Below are 17,079 nucleotides of genomic sequence, written 5' to 3'. Positions count from 1 at the left end.
AAGAAGTGATCGCCGCGCTGGCCTTCAGCGCGAAATCGCCACCCGGTCCGGGGTGAAATGCCCGGATCCACGGGGTCCGGGGCGACGATTCGTAAAAATTGCTAAACCTACAGACCTATAGGTTTAGCGAGAGTTCAGTGGATGTATCAAAAAATGTCGAGTTTGTATTCGGATGATTTTTTTGTTTGACATCAATTGAAAACAATTGCCTTAATTTAAACGTCTCGGGCATCGCTCGTGCAGTTCGGTGGCTCATTGCCATAAACGTAAGTTATAGAAGATCTTATCGCCCACACTTATTATCCGGTTGTTACGTCACTTTTCGTTGATCGATGTTTCCATTTGAAACTTCGGTATAGGCTGTGTATTGCCTGAAACAAAGGGCTGTGGCGTGTCAACTGCGACAAATGAGCGCGGGCGGTATCTGGAGAGCGTCCCCCATGCGAAATCGTAAAACTTTCGGTGCCCACTCGGCACTGGCTTTGTTGAGCCTGGCCATCTGCCACGCCAACGCAGCCGACACCACCACCCAAGAGCAACTGGCTGCCAAAGAACTGCGCGCTGACAAAGCAGCAGAAAAAACCCTGGCCAAGATGACCCAGGAAGAAAAGCTGGCCTACATCGGCGGTATCGGCGGCTGGGACGTCAAGCCGCTTTCACAGTATGGCGTTCCGCAGATCCATGGCGCTGATGGCGGCGCAGGCATCCGTTACACCAGCGAAGGCAACGATCCGGGCGTGGTCTATCCGTCCGGTCCGAACCTGGCCGCTACCTTCAACCCGCGTCGCGCCATCGATTTCGGTCGCGCACTGGGCTACGACACCGCCAGCGGCGGTTATCAGTTCGTCACAGGTCCGGGCATGAACCTGTACCGCATGCCGTGGAGCGGACGCGCCTTCGAATACCTCTCCGGTGAAGACCCGTTCCTGGGCGCCAGCCTGGGTCCAGCGGTCATCAACGGTATCCAGCAGCGTCGCGTCTGGGCAGAAGCCAAGCACTACGCCGGTAACGACCAGGAAACCAACCGCTTCATCCTCAATCAGGTGATGCCGGAACGCGTACTGCGCGAGATGACCCTGCCGCCGTTCGAATCCGCGTCCAAGAACGGCACCGTGGCGATGATGATGTGCTCGTTCCAGAAGGTGAACGGCGAATATGCGTGCGAGAACAAGCACCTGATCGCTGACATCCTGAAAAAGGAATGGGGCTTCAAGGGCCTGGTACAGAGCGACTACAACGCCGTGGTTCACGGTCTGCCTGCTGCACAGGCCGGCACCGACCTGGACATGATGGGCGGCCAGATGAACAGCCGCGTGTTGAAGCCGTACCTGGACAGCGGCGAGCTGGACATGGCGACCGTGGACGACAAAGTCCGCCGCATCCTGAAGAACATCTACCTGTACCAGTTCGACAAGTTCGCGCCGCTGACTACGCACAACATGAACAGCGCCACCAGCAACAAGGTCGCCCTGAACATCGCTCGCGAAGGCATCGTGCTGCTGAAAAACCAGGGCGACGTGCTGCCACTGGACAAGAACAAGGTCAAGCGCATCGCCGTCGTGGGCGATCTGGCCAAGTACGCGCCGCCGACCGGTTTCGGCAGTGCTCACGTTGATGCCACGCGTTACATCAGCGAGCTTAGCGGCCTGCGTCAGATCGCACCGGGCGCCAAGGTCGAGTTCCTCGACACCCTGTCCCTCGACCCGACAGCCATGCACTGGACCACCACCGACAGCAAAGGCAACAGCGTCGCTGGCATGAAGACCGAGTACTTCAACAACGCCACCTGGTCCGGCGACCCATCGGCCACCCAGATCGACACGTACGTTAATCTGGACTGGTCCACCGACACCGTGCCGAGCAATGGCGACACCGCCAACACCTCGATTCGCTGGAGCGGTCAGGTCACCCCGACCATCAGTGGCGACCAGGTCTTCAAAGTGCGTGCCGACGGCGCCGTGCGTCTGTGGGTCAACGGCGAGAAGGTCATCGACAACGGCGACGGTGAGAACATCACCAACAAGAGCATTCCGCCGACCATCCCTGTTTCCGGCAAGATCAAGCTGGAAGCCGGCAAAGCCTACGACGTGAAGCTTGAGTACTCGCGCCGTGACGGCTACCTGTCGACCATGGGCGGCCTGGTGGGCGTGCAGCTGTCGACCGCGTCTCTGACTGCACCTTCTGACCTGTCGCAGTACGACGCGGTCGTGGTTGCCGTGGGTAACAGCGCCGAATACGAAGGTGAAGGTTTCGACCACAGCTTCGATCTGCCTGAGTACCAGAACGAGCTGATCCAGAACATCGCCAAGGCCAACCCGAACACCGTGGTGACCATGCACGGCGGTACCGCGCTGAAAATGGGCGACTGGATCGATCAGGTTCCGGCTGCGCTGCACGCGTTTTACCCGGGTCAGAACGGTGGTCAGGCCCTGGCCGAGATCCTGTTCGGCAAGGTCAACCCGTCGGCCAAGCTGCCGATCAGTATCGAACGCAACATCGAAGACAACCCGCTGTACAAGGATTTCCCGAACTTCGACAACACCCGCACCCAGGTCAAGGAAATCAGCTACGCCAACGACCTGACCATGCTCGGCTACCGTGGCTACGACAAGACCAACACCAAACCGCTGTTCGCGTTCGGTCACGGCCTGTCGTACACCCAGTTCACCTACAACAACATCTCGGTCACCCCGGGCGTTGCAGTGGGCAACACGCCGATCAAGGTCTCGTTCGACCTGACCAACAGCGGCAAGCGTGCCGGTTCCGAAGTCGCCGAGCTGTACGTCGGCCAGCAGAACCCGAAAGTCGAGCGCGCCGTCAAGGAGCTCAAGGGCTACAAGAAGGTCTTCCTGCAGCCGGGCGAAACCCGTCGCGTCACCATCGAACTCAACGACCGTTCGCTGGCGTACTTCGACGAGGCGAGCAAGCAGTGGGTGGTCGATGCCGACACCTTCAACATCAGCCTGGGCTCGGCCTCGGACGACATCCGTCTGAATGCCAAGCTGGTTAACTCGTTCCGTCAGGAACTGTCGACCACCACCAGCAACCCGCTGCCACGTTCGGCGCTGAACTCGGTCAAAGTGACCTTGCCGGCGGTGAAGACCGGCGGTGTGTTCGATCAGAGCGAGAACGTCGACGCAGGCAACGGCAACACCGACTACGACGGCAACACCGAGTACTGATTGACCGTGAAGGACGAGGGCTGATTGACCCGCCTGCGCCGGGGCTGTGTTCCGGGGCAGGCATCAGGGCCTGAGTCAGTGACATGAAAGAGGCGATCCAGCCACCTGGATCGCCTCTTTTTTTACGCGCGGATCTCGCGTTCGACCTGAGCCATGTAGCTGTCGAAACGCTGCACCAGATCTACGGTTTCCGGGAAGCGCAGCCATTGCAGCTGCAGCCCGTCCATCATCGCCAGGATCTGGTGGATGATCGCGTCCAGGTCCACATCCCCACGCACTTCGCCGGTGGCCACCAAGTGGTCGAGCCGGGCACGCATGCGCCCGTGAATAGTGACGTAACGGGACTGAAACCATTCCCAGCCCGGATGGCTGTCCACCAGACTTTCGGCGTTGAGCATGCTGAAGGCGCGAATCACACCCGGCGCCGTTGCGTTGGACCGGTTGATCTGGCGCAAGCCACTCACAAAGCCCTGCAGCGTTGGCTCGCTGTGCAGGCTGCTCACCACCTTGTGGTTAACCTCGTCGCGGCGCGCCAGCACACCCATCAGCAGGGCTACCTTGTTCGGAAAATGATGCAGCACGCCGGCGACGGAGATGCCGACCAGATCGGCGATGCGGGCAATGGAGGCGCCGGTGTAGCCCTCCAGCGAAAACAGTTGCAGTGCGGCGTCGAGCAGTTCTTCGCGGCGCTTTTCACCCTTGGGTGCCCGGCGCGTGCGGGGCAATGTGTCTGACGAATTTCCTGTCATCGGGTTTACCTGGCGCCTCCATGATTTGCAGGTGTCGTAGGGTTTCGGCAGGGCTGTCGCGACGGCAGCTGGCGGCCTTGCAGGAGGGCAAGGATGCAGCCAGTCGCGAGGGTGCAGAAACGGCACGCCCTGTTTAAGGGGGCGACCGTTTTTTGGCAAGCAAAAACTGACGACTGCCTGCGCGCGGCAAGCCTGCCCGCCGTTCGGCTGTGCGCGGTCCAGAAAGTGGGAACTCCCGCAGCGCGCGCCTCTCCGTTGATGTAATCGCCTTATGAAGAGGATCCATTGTGAACGACCAAGCCAGTCCCGGAGTTGCCTACCTTATTGAATGTGCCGAGGAGACGACCATCGATTCTCGCCTGTTTGCCATCTATGAAGCGCTTGCCGAGGCGGGCGGGCTCATTCCTCAGGAATACTTGATCAAGGTCGCTCGCGAGACCCCGGTGGGGCCCAAGCAGCAGTTGTTGATCCGACTCATCGGCAGGGCCAGCCGCGCGCAGATTCATTGATCGATCGGTGTGTGACGCTGCATGCCCACGGCTTTTCAGCCCACCCCTCAAGGCTCGGAGCGCTTGCCGCGTCGGCATCGCTCCGAGCAATAACGAACCTCGTCCCAGCAGCGCGCCCATTTCTTGCGCCAGGTGAACGGCAGCCCGCATACCGCGCAGGTCTTGACCGGCAGTTCGCTCTTTTTCACAACGCCTCCCCGGCGTCGAGCCGGCTCAGCAGCGTTTCGCCCCGCTGCCACAGCGCGTTCTGTTTGGCTGCGTCCATGCGGTCGAGATTCTTGTACACCATGACCATGCGCTGGTTATCGCGCAGCACGTTGCCGTGGCGCATCACGAAATGCCAATACAGCGCGTTGAACGGGCACGCGTCATCGGTGGTGCTCTCGGTGACCTTGTAAGCGCAGCCGCCGCAGTAATCGGACATGCGCTTGATGTATTGGCCGCTGGCGCAATAGGGCTTGGAGCCGAGGTAGCCGCCGTCCGCGTGCATGACCATGCCCAGCGTGTTCGGCAGTTCGACCCAGTCGTAGGCATCCATGTAGATGGCCAGGTACCACTCGCAGACCTGCCTGGGTGCTATGCCGGCCAGCAGGGCGAAGTTGCCGGTCACCATGAGCCGCTGGATGTGATGGGCGTAGGCGTGTTTGAGGCTCTGCCCGATGGCCTGGCGCATGCAGTTCATGGTGGTCTGCCCGGTCCAGTAAAACTCGGGCAGCGCGCGGGTGTTGCCGAAGGAATTGCCTTCGGCATAGTCCGGCATCTTCAGCCAGTAGACACCGCGCACGTATTCCCGCCAGCCGATCAGTTGGCGGATAAAACCCTCCGCGGCGTTCAACCCGACGCTGCCTGACCAGTACGCAGACTCCACGTCGCTGCACAACTGGCGCAGGTCGAGCAGGCCGATATTCAGCGCCGCACTGATGCGCGCGTGGAACAGGTACGGCTCGTCGATGGCCATGGCGTCCTGATAATCACCGAAAGCGGCCAGGCCATAATCGAGAAAGTACTGCCAGAGGGCCTGCGCGTCGGTGTGAGTTACCGGGTAATCGAAGCCTTCCAGCGAGCCGTAATGGCTGGCAAAGCGCTCGCCGACCAGCATCAGGACTTCGTGAGTGATGGCGTCAGGGGCGAAGCGTGCGGGGTAGGGCGCCATGACTTTTTTCGGCAGCGCCTTGCGGTTATCAGCGTCGAAATTCCATGCACCACCGACGGGGGAGCCATCGTTATTGAGCAGCAGCCGCTGTTTGCGCCGCATCTCGCGGTAGAAGAATTCCATGCGCAGCTGGGGTTTGCCGCTGGCCCAGGCTGCAAATTCGGCGCGCGAGCAGAGGAAACGACTGTCGCTGTGCCAGGTGATGGGCAGGCCACTGGTCTTGATGGCGTGTTCCAGACGCCAGTCGCCGCATTCGGTGGCGTGGATTTCTTGGGCGTGCAGCGACGCGTGCCAGCGCTGCAGTTCACCGGGCACCGAGCCTGTATTCAGTGGATCGTCGAGTGTGACGTACTGCACCAAGATGCCGCGCTGTTGAAGCGCCTGGGCGAAATGGCGCATGGCACTGAAGATCAGGGCGATTTTTTGAGGGTGATGGCCGACATGGGTGGCTTCCTCCATGACTTCGACCATCAGGACGGCGTCGCGTCTGGGATCAAGGTCGGCGAGGGAAGCGAGGTCAAAAGACAGTTGGTCGCCGAGCACCAGGCACACGCGGCGCACGGGCATCATTCGTGTGAGCCTGACAGCCACGACGGCATGCCGGGTAGTGAAGGCGCGACTGGCAGGGCGATGAGCTCGGACACGGGATTCCTGGACGTTCGAAGGACGCCCGTCGCTGGTCAGCCCAGCGGCGTATCGCGTCGAGAATAGTGGCGGTGGACGGCGGCGCTGGGGATTAGCCCGCGACGTGGCGTTTGACGCACTGCATCAGACCCTGCAACGGTCCGGACTCGACCGGCGCCGGTACGCACACCGTGCGCTCCCGGTCGCCTTCGCTGATGGTCAGCGTGTAATGCTGCATGCCACGCAGCGCGCGGGCCGGGCGGCGGCCTTCAGGCAACGCAAAGAACCTGGACGCGGCCACCAATTGCCGCAGCTCCTGCTGATCACATTCGGGCAGGGCGTCCACTTCAATGGTGTTGGGCTTGTTCAAGCCCGGGAAGTAGGCGACCCCGCCGCTTTCACTGAATGAGATACGCATGTTCGCGGTTCCTCCGGGTGGATCCTCGTCGCGGCGGATCATTGTGCGTTGATGCCCACGGCCGCCCAACCTTCTTTTACCGCGTTTTGTGCTGTCTCGCCTACACCGTACAGCCGGCCGGCGACGTCGTGGGTAATCCGCGCAAAACGCACGAAGCCGGTGTTGGGGCGCAGCCGCGAATCGCGCAGTGCGTCATACCAGATGCGCCCGGCCTTCTCCCATGCATGCCCGCCGAGGCGTGTTGCGACCTGGTAGAACGCATGATTGGGGATGCCGGAATTGATGTGCACGCCGCCGTTGTCATCATAGGTGTGGACGAAGTCGTCCATGTGACCGGGCTGCGGGTCTTTGCCCAGTACCTTGTCGTCGAAGGCAGTGCCAGGCGCTTTCATCGATCGCAGGGCGCTGCCGGTGATCTTGTCGGTGAACAGCCCTTCGCCGATCAACCAGCTGGCCTGCCGGGCCGTTTGTTTCAGGGCGTACTGCTTGATCAGCGAGCCGAACACGTCCGACATCGATTCGTTCAGCGCGCCGGCCTGGTTGAAGTAGACCAGCCCGGCTTCGTCCTCGGTGACGCCGTGGGCGAGTTCGTGGCCGATCACGTCGAGGGCGATGGTGAAGCGGTTGAACAGCGACTGGTCGCCGTCGCCGAACACCATTTGCGCGGAGTTCCAGAACGCGTTGTTGTAGCCCTTGCCGAAATGCACGGTGGCGTCGAGGGCCATGCCGGCATCGTCGATGGAGTTGCGTTCATAGACTTCGGAGAAGAAATCGAAGGTGGCGCCCAGCCCGTCATAGGCTTCGTCAACGGCCACGTCGCCGCTGACCGGCTGGCCTTCGCCGCGAACCAGAGTGCCGGGCAGGGTTTCGCCGCCATCTGCGGTGTAGATCGAGCGACGCTTGCCGGTCAGCGCAGTGGCGGCGAGATGAACCAGGCGCCGATCAGGCTGGGCGCTCAGGCGGAGTGACCGAAAGGTGTTGTCCTTGGCCCGGGTGCGCAGGGCGGCTTCGCGTTGGGCTTTGCTGCCGTTGCGCGCAATTTGATCCAGCAGGTAGGGAGGGATGAGGCAAAGAACAGGGTTTCGGGTGTGGTTCCTGCACATGGACAATGCTCCTGAGTGACCTGTTTCGGGTGGGCGACACGGTTCGGTCTCGCTTTAATCGACAAGTGCGGAGGGTGCGGCGTTCCCCGCTTGCCGTTAGCGGGACCGGCTTTAGCCGGGAAGAGCGTCTGCCTGGGGGCAGACTGTTTCGCCTTCGGCGAGTTACTTGGAAAAATCGAAAGTCGCACCATCCCCAAGTAACCAAGGGTGTCTGCTCCTGGCTTGGTTCCTCCTGCGTCGGAATACCCTCACTCCGACGACGCTCCGTGGGCCCGCGTCGAACGGACATCCCTGTCCTGACGGCGCTCTCGCCGCATCCATGCGGCTCGGCCCACTGCGCATCGTCTGCGTTCGGCCAGCGCCCAAGTCGCGATTGGTGTCGTCTGAATGTTATGTGCATGAAGATCAAAAGCAGATCAACAGCTTCCCGGCTAAAGCCGGTCCTACAGTCGGCGCACATCGCACTGGATGTATGCGATTGCTTAGTAGGACCGTTGAGGAAGTCTGGGCGGGAGGACGCGGAGCGTCCGGAGCTGCATTCCCACGCAGAGCGTGAGAACGATCATCAAGTGGGTGACTGAAGAAACGCATTCACCCTGTAGGAGCGCGCTTGCCCGCGAATGCGTTTCTTCAACCACCTATTGCATGGCTGACACGCCGCATTCGCGGGCAAGCGCGCTCCTACAAAGAGGCTCATCGTGCGGACAATCGTGCCCACGGTCCGCGTGGGTATGCATGCCGCGACGCTCTGCGTCATCGGGTACCAGCTGAAGAATCCCGCGCCGCAGGACGCAGAGCCCCGGGCGCTGCATTCCCGGCTACGGCCGCGCGTTTTCGGCGAGTGGCGGCGGGTTTTTCAGCCACAGTTGCAGCTCGGCTTCAGCCTGTTCCAGCGCGGTGCGGTTGAGCAGCCGTCGCAGCAGGGCGACGTTGACGGCGCGGGCGCGCAGGTTGAAGGCGGTGCTGCGCTCGCTGGCGTCGTCGGGCTGGTACACGCCGAGTTTTTCATAGAGCTGCTGCAAGCGGTTCTGCACGCTGCGCAGTGACAGGTTGCGCCGCGTGGCGATGGTGCGGTCGGTCAGCCCCAGGGCGATGTCTTGCAGCACTTCGTACTCGCCATCGCTCAACCCGGAGAGCTGGTCATGGGCCTTGAGTTGCACGCCGCGAATTTCGCGGTCGATCACGCATTGCTGCTCGATGAACAGCCCCCTCAACGCGAGACGCAAGCGCTCTTCCGACGCGGTTTTGAGGATGTAGCCGTAAGCAGCGCCCTGGGGCACGATCCGCGCAATCCCGCGTACATAGGCCTCGTCCGAATAATTGGACCAGAACAAAATTGACGTGTCCGGCTGCAGCCGCCAGATGGTTTTTGCTGCCTCAACGCCGGTGCGGCAAGGCATCTGCAGGTCCATGACCACGGCATCCACCGGGCTCTGGCTGAACAGCCGCTCGCCAATCTGACCGTCTTCGGCCTCCAGCAGGCGCGTGCATTCCGGCAGGGCCACCTCGATCACTTCGCGCAGGAACGCCCGGTGCACCGGGTCGTCTTCGATCAACAAGACTTGCATGGCACCTCCGGCGCGATAACAGGTTCAAGCGCAAAGTCTGTCAGCGGCAGGCACACACGAACCCGGGTGCCGCGCTCACCGGGCCCCGGCTCGATCTGCAACTGCGCCGCCATCAGCTGCGCGCGCACTTGCATGTTCTGGATGCCCCCCGTGTTGAAGCGTTGATCGGCCTCCAGGCCCACGCCATCATCGTCGATGGTCAGTTGCAAACCCTCGCGCGTCTGGCCAATGTTGATGACGATGCTGTCCGGCATGGCGTGCTTGATCGCATTGTTGACGGCTTCCTGAATGATCCGAAACAGCGCGACCTTCACCGACTCCGGCAAGCGGTCGCCCATGCCCTGCGTGCTGTCCTGCAGCCGCGTCGCGATGCTCAGCCCGCTGTCGCGCACGCTGCGCCGCAACAAATCCTCAAGGCCTTCTTCAAATCCGAACAGCTGCAGCACCGTTGGCTTCACCGCGTCGATGAGCTGCCGCAGCTCCTGCATGCTGTCTTTCAGCGCCCGCGCGATCCCGCGCAAGTCTTCCCCCGGCACGTTGGGCAGGGTTTCCAGGCGGGCGATGCGCCGATGCAGGCGGGTCAGGTCGGCGAGGGTCTGGTCGTGCAAGTCCATGCCGACCCGCTGACGCTCGCGCTCCAGCTCTTCGGTCAGGCGCAATGCACCCTGACGCAACCCTTCTTCACGGGCGCGCACCTGGGCCTCGGCGATCGCCAGTTGCTTGGCCTGCTCGGTCTGTCGCAGGGCATATACGTAGGAGGCCAGCAGATCGGCAACGTGCTGGGTGTGGCGAACGTCATCCAGCGTGTAGAAATGCTCGGTGTGTTTTGAGCAGCTCAACGCGCCGATGATTTCACCGCGCGCCCGCAGAGGCACATGCAGGCGGCTGCGCAAACGGGCATCGAAGATCGGGTGGTTGATGGCGCCGGGAAAGGCAAACCGGGCATCGTTCATCGCATCGTGGGTCAGGAGAAACGCCTGTTCACCCAGCAGCACGGTGCGAATCGGGCTGGTGTGCACCGGCATGGGCTGTGCGACATCACCCCAGAGCGTGTGCACGCCGCTCTCATAAGTGATGTGCTCGCGGCCATCGAGGACGAACAGACACACATCGAGGTGATCGTGGGGCAGGATCGGGCTGATCTCCCGCGAGACGGCGTCGATCATCGACTGGAAGTCCAGCTGGCCGGCCAGGGCGCGGGAGATGCCGAGAAAGTGGTGCAGCACGTCTTCGGCGAGGGTGTGCGGTCGCTGTGCCATGAGCTCCAACCTGCTTTTATTTTTGGAATCGACCCGTCTTTGCATCGAACGAGGGGCAGTCGCGCCATTATGGCCCTTGTGCGCTAAAAAGAACGCAGGATCCAGCAGCCCGGTTGCGGGATCCCGCATCAGGTCTGCACGATTGACCCCTGACGCTCCGCGCCGGGCAGTGCAGACTCGCCGCGTACTGTTCGTAAGAAGGTGCGACCGACGCCGTCGGCCACTCTGCAGCCCCACAAAAATAACAAGGGTTCAACTATGAAAAGTCGTCGTCATCCGCTACGCCGTTCATTGCTCTGCGCTGCACTGGCCGTAGCGCCCCTGATGGCTCTGCCTGTCGCTGCCCACGCCGACACGTCTGATAAAACGGTCGCGCTGTCCAACAATTACGCCGGTAACTCCTGGCGCCAACTGATGCTCGCCAGTTGGCAACAGACCACCGACAAGGCGGTCAAGGATGGCGTGATCAAATCGGCCGACACCTTCACCACCGCCGAAAACCAGGCCACCGAGCAAGCCGCGCAAATCCAGAACATGATCCTGCAGGGCTATGACGCCATCGTCATCAACGCAGCCTCGCCGACAGCGCTCAACGGCGCGGTGAAGCAGGCCTGCGATGCCGGGATTATCGTGGTCTCTTTCGACGGCACCGTGTCCGAACCCTGCGCGTACCGCATCTCCATGGACTTCAAGCAGACCGGCATCGAGCAGATGGACTATCTGGCCGTACGCTTTCCCCAGGGCGCCAATGTGCTGGAGGTCCGCGGGCTGGCCGGCGTCTCCGTGGATGAGCGTATTCACTCCGGTATCACCGCCGGCGCGCAGAAGCACCCGAACCTGAAAGTCGTCGGCGAGGTCAACGGCAACTGGTCGCCCACCGTGGCACAGAAAGCCGTGTCCGGCGTGCTGCCCAGCCTGCCGAAAGTCGACGCGGTGGTCACCCAGGGCGGCGAGGGGGTGGGTATTGCGCAGGCCTTTGTAGCAGCGGGCCGTCCGTTGCCAGCAATCATCTTTGGCAACCGCGAAGAAGAACTGAGCTGGTGGAAAAAGCAGAGCGACACGCAGGGGTATCAGAGTTTCTCGATCAGCAGCGGACCGAGCATCTCCAGCCTGGCGTTTTATGTCGCGCAGCAGCTACTCGACGGCAAGACCATGCCCCATGACTTGCTCTCGCCAGCGGTGACCGTCACCCAGCAGACCCTCGACGCGAGCCTCAAGGACCTGCCAAAAGGCGGGATCGTCAGCGAGACCTACACCGTCGACGACGTCGCCAAGCTCAAGCCTGCCGCTTCCCTGTGAGCGTTTCCATCTGAGCACCGCGGGCCGCGCTGCCTGCGGCCCGCCAAGGAATTTCCGACATGAACGCAAATGGACCTGTGCGGGTCGCCTTCGCTGGCGCCGGCAAATCGTTCGGCGCCGTGCGCGCCCTGACTGACGTCGATCTGAGCATCCGCGCCGGCGAGTGTTTGGGCCTTATCGGCCACAACGGCGCGGGTAAATCGACCCTGATGCAAGTGCTTGCCGGCACCCTTGCAGCTGACTGTGGGCAGCTATTGATCGAAGGCCGCGACGTGCGCGACGGCTATTCGGTGCAGGTGGCTCGTCAGCACGGCATCCGCTGCGTGTTTCAGGAGCTCTCGCTGTGCCCGAACCTGAGCGTGGCGGAAAACACCCGCTTGATGTCACCGGCCCTGCGCGGCTTTGGCTGGCGGCGCAGGGCAGGGGCGCTGATCGAGGCCATGCTGGAGCAGATTTTCCCCGGTCACGGCATCGACGCCGATGACATCGTTTCTGATCTGTCCATCGGCAAGCGGCAAATGGTAGAGATCGCCCGCGCGTTCATTCACGTGGACGAGCGTCTGGACCTGGTCATTCTTGACGAACCGACCTCGTCGCTGGACGCACGCGTGGCCGAGCAACTGCTGCGCCATGTGCGGCGCTTCGTCGAGGGCGGCGGCAGCATCGTGCTGATCAGCCACATCCTCGGCGAAATGCTCGGCACCTGTGACCGCATCGCTGTGATGCGTGACGGCAAAGTGGTGGAAACCCGTGCCGCGAGCGCCTTCACCCATGACTCGCTGGTGGAAGTCATGGGCGGCACTGCCCGCGAGACTCAGGCGGCCGCTCAGGTGTTTGCATCGCGCCGGGAGCAAGGCAGCCCCCGCGTGCAACAGCAGCCGGCCCGGCAAACCGACGGGCGCACCGTGCAGGCGTTTGCCGGGGAGATCGTCGGCTTGTCCGGTCTCGCCGGCCATGGCCAGAGCCAGTGGCTGACCCAGGTGCTGCGCGATTGCGTCAAGCGCGGCACGGGCGCCAGCTTCGTCGCCGGTGACCGGCAGACCGATGGTGTGTTCTCGCTGTGGTCCATCGGCGAGAACATCACCGTCGGCTCGCTCAACCAGCTCAAGCGCGGCCTGCTGTTGAACCCCGACGCCGAGCAGGCCATGGCCGATGACTGGATGAAGCGCATGAGCATCCGCACCCCCGACATGCGCAATCCGATCCTCTCGCTGTCCGGCGGCAACCAGCAAAAAGCCCTGTTTGCGCGTGCCTTGGCGTCCGACAGCCAGATCATCCTGATGGACGACCCCATGCGCGGCGTCGACGTCGGCACCAAGCGCGAGGTGTATTCGATCCTGATGGAGGAGGCGGCGCGCGGTCGCACGTTCATCTGGTACACCACCGAGCTGGAAGAGCTGACCTATTGCGACCATGTGTACGTATTCCGCGACGGCCAGACCGTGCTGGACATGCCGCGCAGCGAACTGAGCGAGGAGCGGATTTTGCGCAGCTCCTTCGCCGAGGAAACCGCATGAATGCCCCGTTGAACACCGTCGCGAGCGCCCCCGTGGCAACTCGCAACCCCGCCGCACGGCGGGCGCGCATGCTGCGTGCCGCCTTGCCGGCGGTGTCGCTGGTCGTGTTGCTGGCGACCATTTTCATCATGCAGCCCCGGGCCATGAGCTACATGGGCCTGAACCTGATGCTCAACCTGGCGGTGCCCATCGCGCTGGCGACCATCGCCCAGATGCTGATCATCAGCGTCAACGATCTGGACCTGTCCATGGGCAGTTTCATCAGCTTCGTCGCCTGCGTTTCGGTGACGTTGCTCGATCAGCATCCGTTTCTCGGCTGGCTGGCGCTGGCCGGCTGCGTCGGCGTGTATGCGCTGCTCGGCGCGCTGATTCACAGCCGCAATCTGCCGTCGATTGTCGTCACGCTGGGCATGTCGTTCATCTGGGTCGGTGGCGCGATTTTGCTGCTGCCTTCGCCGGGCGGAACCGCACCGCAGTGGTTGCAGGCAATGGTGCGGATCAAGCCGCCGCTGGTCCCGCTGGCGATCATCGCGTGCATCGTGCTGGGGGTTGCCATGCATTTTTTCCTGATGCGCTCGACCGTGGGCGTGGTCTTGCGCGGGGCCGGGGGCAACCCGCTGGCGATTGCCAAGGCGGGCTGGTCGTTGCTGCGCATCAAAGTGGCGATGTACGCCATGGCGGGCAGCTTCGGTGTGTTGTCGGGGCTGTTTCTGGTGGGACTGACGACGTCGGCGGACGCCAACGTGGCGCTGCGCTACACGCTGCTGTCGATCGCCGGAGTGATCTTGGGTGGCGGTGAATTCGTCGGCGGGCGCGTGTCGCCTATCGGCGCGGTGCTGGGCGCGCTGACGCTGGTACTGGCCGGTTCGCTGCTGTCGTTCATCCGCATCTCGCCGGACTGGCAGATCGGCGCTCAGGGCGCGATTCTGATTTTCGTGCTGGCGTTGCGTGCGGCGGTCAATCGTCTGGAGGTACGCCCTGTATGAGCACATCAACGTTGACAGCCCTGCGCGGCAAGCCGTGGCTGTGGTCGTTTCTCGCCGCATTGCTCATCTGGGGCGCGACGCTGGTATTCACCGGCGGGCAGGGCGCAGGTGCATTGCTGTCCGGTGCGCTGGCGTTTTCGACGTTCTTCGCGATTGTCGGCATCGGCCAGATGTTCGTCATCAGCACGGGGCCTGGCAACATCGACCTGTCGATCCCGGCCAACATCGCCCTGAGTGGCGCACTGGGCATGAAACTCATGGATGGCCAGGACGCCAACGTCTGGCTGGGCGTGGTCGGCGTGCTGGGCATCGGAGTGCTGGTGGGCTGCGGCAATTTCGTGCTGATCCGCTTGCTGCGGATTCCGCCGATCATCGCGACCCTGTCGGCAAGCTTCATCTTGCAGTCGCTGGCCATCGCCTACGGCCGCAGCGTGCGGGTGCCACCGCCGGACAGTTTTTACAGCTTCGCCACCGGCCGGGTGTTTGGCGTGCCGTACCTTGCCCTGGTGGTCATCGGTGTGGCGGTGCTCATGGGGTATGTGCTGACCCGCACCCGCTACGGTCGCTCGGTGCTGGCCATCGGTCAGAACGCTCGCGCAGCTGAACTGGCCGGCATTCGCGTCGGCCGGATGCGCTTCGCGACCTACGTGTTGTGCGCCGTGTTCGGCAGCCTCTGTGGCCTGACCCTGGCGGGTTTTTCCGGCGGTGCATCGCTGGGCATGGGCGAGGAATACCTGCTGGCGTCGATCGCCGTCGTGGTCATCGGCGGTACTTCGGTGGCCGGCGGGTTTTCCAACGTCCCCGGAATCTGGGGCGCCTCGCTGTTTCTTTACCTGCTGGTGAGCATGCTCAACACCTTCGGCGCCAGCGCCGGGGTGCGGCTGATCCTCACCGGGCTGATCATCATCGCGGTGATTACCGCTGTCAGCGGACGCAAAAATGCCCGCGCCTGAACCAAGGATCAATCCCGTGTCCGACGACCTCTACGAATGCCATGACAAGCGCTTCCACCGCCTGATCCTGCCCAACACCCAGCTTGAGCGCCTGTACGATCAGTGCCGCTGGGCCGAAGGGCCGGTGTGGTTCAACGACGGCGGTTATCTGCTGTGGAGCGATATCCCCAACCAGCGCATGTTGCGCTGGACCCCGGAGCAGGGCGTATCGACCTTCCGCAGCCCTTCAAATTTCGCCAACGGCAACACCCGTGATCTGCAAGGCCGACTGATCACCTGCCAGCACGGTACGCGCAGCGTCACCCGCACTGAACCGGACGGCTCGATCACCGTGTTGGCCGAGCGCTTCGAAGGCAAACGTCTGAATTCACCCAATGACGTGGTGGTACACCCGGACGGCGCGGTGTGGTTCACCGACCCCAGCTACGGCATCCTCAGCGATTACGAGGGCTATCAGGCGGATGAAGAACAATCCGGCCGCCACGTCTATCGCATCGACCCGCTTAGCGGTGAGGTCACCTGCGTTGCCGATGATTTCGTGCAGCCCAATGGCCTGGCGTTTTCACCCGACGGCCACACGCTCTACATCGCCGATTCTGGCCGCTCCCATGACCCCGACGGTCCCCACCATATTCGCGCCTTCGAGGTGATCGACGGACGCGAGCTGGGGAAGTCGACGGTGTTTGCGGTCATCGAGCCGGGGGTGCCGGACGGCATGCGCGTGGATGTTCAGGGCAACGTCTGGACCAGCGCCGGCGACGGCGTGCAATGCTTCGCCGCCGACGGCACGCTGCTAGGCAAGATCCGCTTGCCGGAGAAGGTCGCCAACCTGACCTTCGGCGGCCCGCGCCGCAACCGCCTGTTCATCACCGCCAATACGTCGCTGTATTCACTGTATGTGGCGGTGGCGGGGGCACAGGTGCCGTGAGGCTCAGAGCTTGAAGCGACCGACCACGGTGCGCAGTTCGCCCGCCAGCAGCGACAGCTCATCAGCGGTCACGGCGTTGTCCTCAATGCCTTCCATCAGCAAAAAGGTGCCGTTGCGGATTTCAGTGACATTGCGGTTGATGTCTTCCGATACCGCATGTTGCTGCACAGCGGCGCTGGCGATCTGCGTGTTCATGCCGACGATGGATTCCACGCCCTCGTTGATGGCGTCCAGGCTGCTGGAGGTCTGGTCGGCGGACGTCAGGCAATCCTGCGCACGCTCTTTGCCGGCCTTCATCTGTTCGACGGCGGCGTTGGTTGCCGTCTGCAGTTGCTGGATGATCCGCTGGATCTCGGCGGTGGAGTTCTGCGTGCGCGAGGCCAGGGTTCTCACTTCATCAGCGACCACGGCGAAGCCACGGCCCTGTTCGCCGGCGCGGGCGGCTTCGATGGCGGCGTTAAGCGCAAGCAGGTTGGTTTGATCGGCGATGTTGCGGATCACTTCTATGACCCCGCCGATCTCCTGGCTGTGCACCGCCAGCGCTGCCACTTTCTGCGCGCTGAGATCGACTTCGCCAGCCAGCGCTTCGATGGTCTGGCGGGTCTGCTGCATCACGCCCAGCCCTTTGCCGGAAGCCTGACTGGCCTGTTCCGCGGCACGGGCAGCGCCTTCGGTGTTCTGCGCAACGTCGGCGACGCTGGCGGTCATTTCATTGATGGCCGTGGCCACTTGCTCGGTTTCACCTTGCTGGGCGTTCATCGACAGCTTGGCACGGTCGATGGAGGCGCTCAGGCGCGTCGCTGCATCCGACACCGAGCTGGAGCTGCGTTC

Annotated in this window: 15 protein-coding genes; 7 read left to right on the top strand and 8 right to left on the bottom strand. The window is 62.6% G+C overall.

What is annotated here, in order from left to right; all coding sequences use genetic code 11:
- The first annotated feature begins 440 nt into the window (after positions 1 to 440).
- Entirely contained in the window at positions 441 to 3,182 is a 2,742-nt protein-coding gene (locus tag QRN48_RS05215; protein ID WP_191943813.1) for a beta-glucosidase, read from the top strand.
- Positions 3,183 to 3,304: 122 nt separating this feature from the next.
- Here the strand turns inward: QRN48_RS05215 and QRN48_RS05210 are convergent, their stop codons facing one another.
- Positions 3,305 to 3,931: a TetR/AcrR family transcriptional regulator gene (locus tag QRN48_RS05210; protein ID WP_037009678.1), complete on the bottom strand. Its 627-nt coding sequence runs from the start codon at positions 3,929 to 3,931 to the stop codon at positions 3,305 to 3,307.
- A 287-nt stretch (positions 3,932 to 4,218) separates the two neighbouring features.
- Between QRN48_RS05210 and QRN48_RS05205 the strand changes: the two genes are divergently transcribed.
- Positions 4,219 to 4,440: a hypothetical protein gene (locus QRN48_RS05205; protein WP_037009680.1), complete on the top strand. Its 222-nt coding sequence runs from the start codon at positions 4,219 to 4,221 to the stop codon at positions 4,438 to 4,440.
- Positions 4,441 to 4,487: 47 nt separating this feature from the next.
- Here QRN48_RS05205 and QRN48_RS05200 read toward each other — a convergent pair whose 3' ends face one another.
- The 6 genes from QRN48_RS05200 to QRN48_RS05175 form a co-directional block, all read right to left on the bottom strand.
- The gene (locus tag QRN48_RS05200; RefSeq protein ID WP_070356507.1) at positions 4,488 to 4,628 is read right to left on the bottom strand and encodes a DUF2256 domain-containing protein; all 141 of its coding nucleotides are present in this window, start codon (positions 4,626 to 4,628) and stop codon (positions 4,488 to 4,490) included.
- A complete protein-coding gene (locus tag QRN48_RS05195) occupies positions 4,625 to 6,163 on the bottom strand; it encodes a cryptochrome/photolyase family protein (RefSeq protein WP_285349248.1) in 1,539 nt (512 codons plus the stop codon). Before QRN48_RS05195 ends, QRN48_RS05200 begins: the two co-directional genes overlap by 4 nt.
- A gap of 166 nt (positions 6,164 to 6,329) precedes the next feature.
- The gene (locus tag QRN48_RS05190; protein WP_191943815.1) at positions 6,330 to 6,635 is read right to left on the bottom strand and encodes a protealysin inhibitor emfourin; all 306 of its coding nucleotides are present in this window, start codon (positions 6,633 to 6,635) and stop codon (positions 6,330 to 6,332) included.
- Between the two features lie 38 nt (positions 6,636 to 6,673).
- Positions 6,674 to 7,738, bottom strand: a complete 1,065-nt coding sequence (locus QRN48_RS05185; protein WP_285349246.1) for a M4 family metallopeptidase — start codon at positions 7,736 to 7,738, stop codon at positions 6,674 to 6,676.
- An 818-nt stretch (positions 7,739 to 8,556) separates the two neighbouring features.
- Positions 8,557 to 9,306, bottom strand: coding sequence for a response regulator transcription factor (locus tag QRN48_RS05180; RefSeq protein WP_037009690.1), 750 nt, complete (start codon positions 9,304 to 9,306; stop codon positions 8,557 to 8,559).
- Positions 9,291 to 10,565 (bottom strand): GAF domain-containing sensor histidine kinase, encoded by a 1,275-nt coding sequence (locus QRN48_RS05175; RefSeq protein WP_191943817.1) that lies wholly within the window; start codon positions 10,563 to 10,565, stop codon positions 9,291 to 9,293. Before QRN48_RS05175 ends, QRN48_RS05180 begins: the two co-directional genes overlap by 16 nt.
- Before the next feature lie 258 nt (positions 10,566 to 10,823).
- Here QRN48_RS05175 and QRN48_RS05170 point away from each other — a divergent pair, with 258 nt between their 5' ends.
- Genes QRN48_RS05170 through QRN48_RS05150 form a run of 5 tightly spaced genes read left to right on the top strand, consistent with a single transcriptional unit; the run spans position 10,824 to position 16,248 of the window.
- Positions 10,824 to 11,864 (top strand): ABC transporter substrate-binding protein, encoded by a 1,041-nt coding sequence (locus QRN48_RS05170; RefSeq protein WP_285349244.1) that lies wholly within the window; start codon positions 10,824 to 10,826, stop codon positions 11,862 to 11,864.
- A gap of 59 nt (positions 11,865 to 11,923) precedes the next feature.
- Positions 11,924 to 13,381: a sugar ABC transporter ATP-binding protein gene (locus tag QRN48_RS05165; RefSeq protein WP_285349243.1), complete on the top strand. Its 1,458-nt coding sequence runs from the start codon at positions 11,924 to 11,926 to the stop codon at positions 13,379 to 13,381.
- On the top strand, positions 13,378 to 14,367 hold the full coding sequence (locus tag QRN48_RS05160) for an ABC transporter permease (RefSeq protein WP_081955288.1): 990 nt from the start codon (positions 13,378 to 13,380) through the stop codon (positions 14,365 to 14,367). The genes QRN48_RS05165 and QRN48_RS05160 overlap by 4 nt, the downstream gene beginning before the upstream one ends.
- Positions 14,364 to 15,320, top strand: a complete 957-nt coding sequence (locus QRN48_RS05155; protein WP_191943820.1) for an ABC transporter permease — start codon at positions 14,364 to 14,366, stop codon at positions 15,318 to 15,320. The genes QRN48_RS05160 and QRN48_RS05155 overlap by 4 nt, the downstream gene beginning before the upstream one ends.
- A gap of 16 nt (positions 15,321 to 15,336) precedes the next feature.
- Entirely contained in the window at positions 15,337 to 16,248 is a 912-nt protein-coding gene (locus tag QRN48_RS05150) for an SMP-30/gluconolactonase/LRE family protein (RefSeq protein ID WP_285349242.1), read from the top strand.
- Positions 16,249 to 16,251: 3 nt separating this feature from the next.
- Here QRN48_RS05150 and QRN48_RS25305 read toward each other — a convergent pair whose 3' ends face one another.
- On the bottom strand, positions 16,252 to 17,007 hold the full coding sequence (locus QRN48_RS25305; RefSeq protein ID WP_502944576.1) for a methyl-accepting chemotaxis protein: 756 nt from the start codon (positions 17,005 to 17,007) through the stop codon (positions 16,252 to 16,254).
- Between the last annotated feature and the right edge of the window lie 72 nt (positions 17,008 to 17,079).

Origin of the sequence: Pseudomonas sp. ME-P-057, from assembly GCF_030208975.1 — a bacterium.
Taxonomy (GTDB): Bacteria; Pseudomonadota; Gammaproteobacteria; order Pseudomonadales; family Pseudomonadaceae; genus Aquipseudomonas; species Aquipseudomonas lutea.
This window is presented reverse-complemented; position numbering and strand designations above follow the sequence as displayed.

What these genes read in the sequence shown, in the direction of transcription:
- QRN48_RS05215 (WP_191943813.1), top strand. Translation starts at nt 441, where the DNA reads ATGCGAAATCGTAAAACTTTCGGTGCCCACTCGGCACTGGCTTTGTTG.
- QRN48_RS05210 (WP_037009678.1), bottom strand. Translation starts at nt 3,931, where the DNA reads ATGACAGGAAATTCGTCAGACACATTGCCCCGCACGCGCCGGGCACCC.
- QRN48_RS05195 (WP_285349248.1), bottom strand. Translation starts at nt 6,163, where the DNA reads ATGATGCCCGTGCGCCGCGTGTGCCTGGTGCTCGGCGACCAACTGTCT.
- QRN48_RS05190 (WP_191943815.1), bottom strand. Translation starts at nt 6,635, where the DNA reads ATGCGTATCTCATTCAGTGAAAGCGGCGGGGTCGCCTACTTCCCGGGC.
- QRN48_RS05185 (WP_285349246.1), bottom strand. Translation starts at nt 7,738, where the DNA reads ATGTGCAGGAACCACACCCGAAACCCTGTTCTTTGCCTCATCCCTCCC.
- QRN48_RS05180 (WP_037009690.1), bottom strand. Translation starts at nt 9,306, where the DNA reads ATGCAAGTCTTGTTGATCGAAGACGACCCGGTGCACCGGGCGTTCCTG.
- QRN48_RS05175 (WP_191943817.1), bottom strand. Translation starts at nt 10,565, where the DNA reads ATGGCACAGCGACCGCACACCCTCGCCGAAGACGTGCTGCACCACTTT.
- QRN48_RS05170 (WP_285349244.1), top strand. Translation starts at nt 10,824, where the DNA reads ATGAAAAGTCGTCGTCATCCGCTACGCCGTTCATTGCTCTGCGCTGCA.
- QRN48_RS05165 (WP_285349243.1), top strand. Translation starts at nt 11,924, where the DNA reads ATGAACGCAAATGGACCTGTGCGGGTCGCCTTCGCTGGCGCCGGCAAA.
- QRN48_RS05160 (WP_081955288.1), top strand. Translation starts at nt 13,378, where the DNA reads ATGAATGCCCCGTTGAACACCGTCGCGAGCGCCCCCGTGGCAACTCGC.
- QRN48_RS05155 (WP_191943820.1), top strand. Translation starts at nt 14,364, where the DNA reads ATGAGCACATCAACGTTGACAGCCCTGCGCGGCAAGCCGTGGCTGTGG.
- QRN48_RS25305 (WP_502944576.1), bottom strand. Translation starts at nt 17,007, where the DNA reads ATGAACGCCCAGCAAGGTGAAACCGAGCAAGTGGCCACGGCCATCAAT.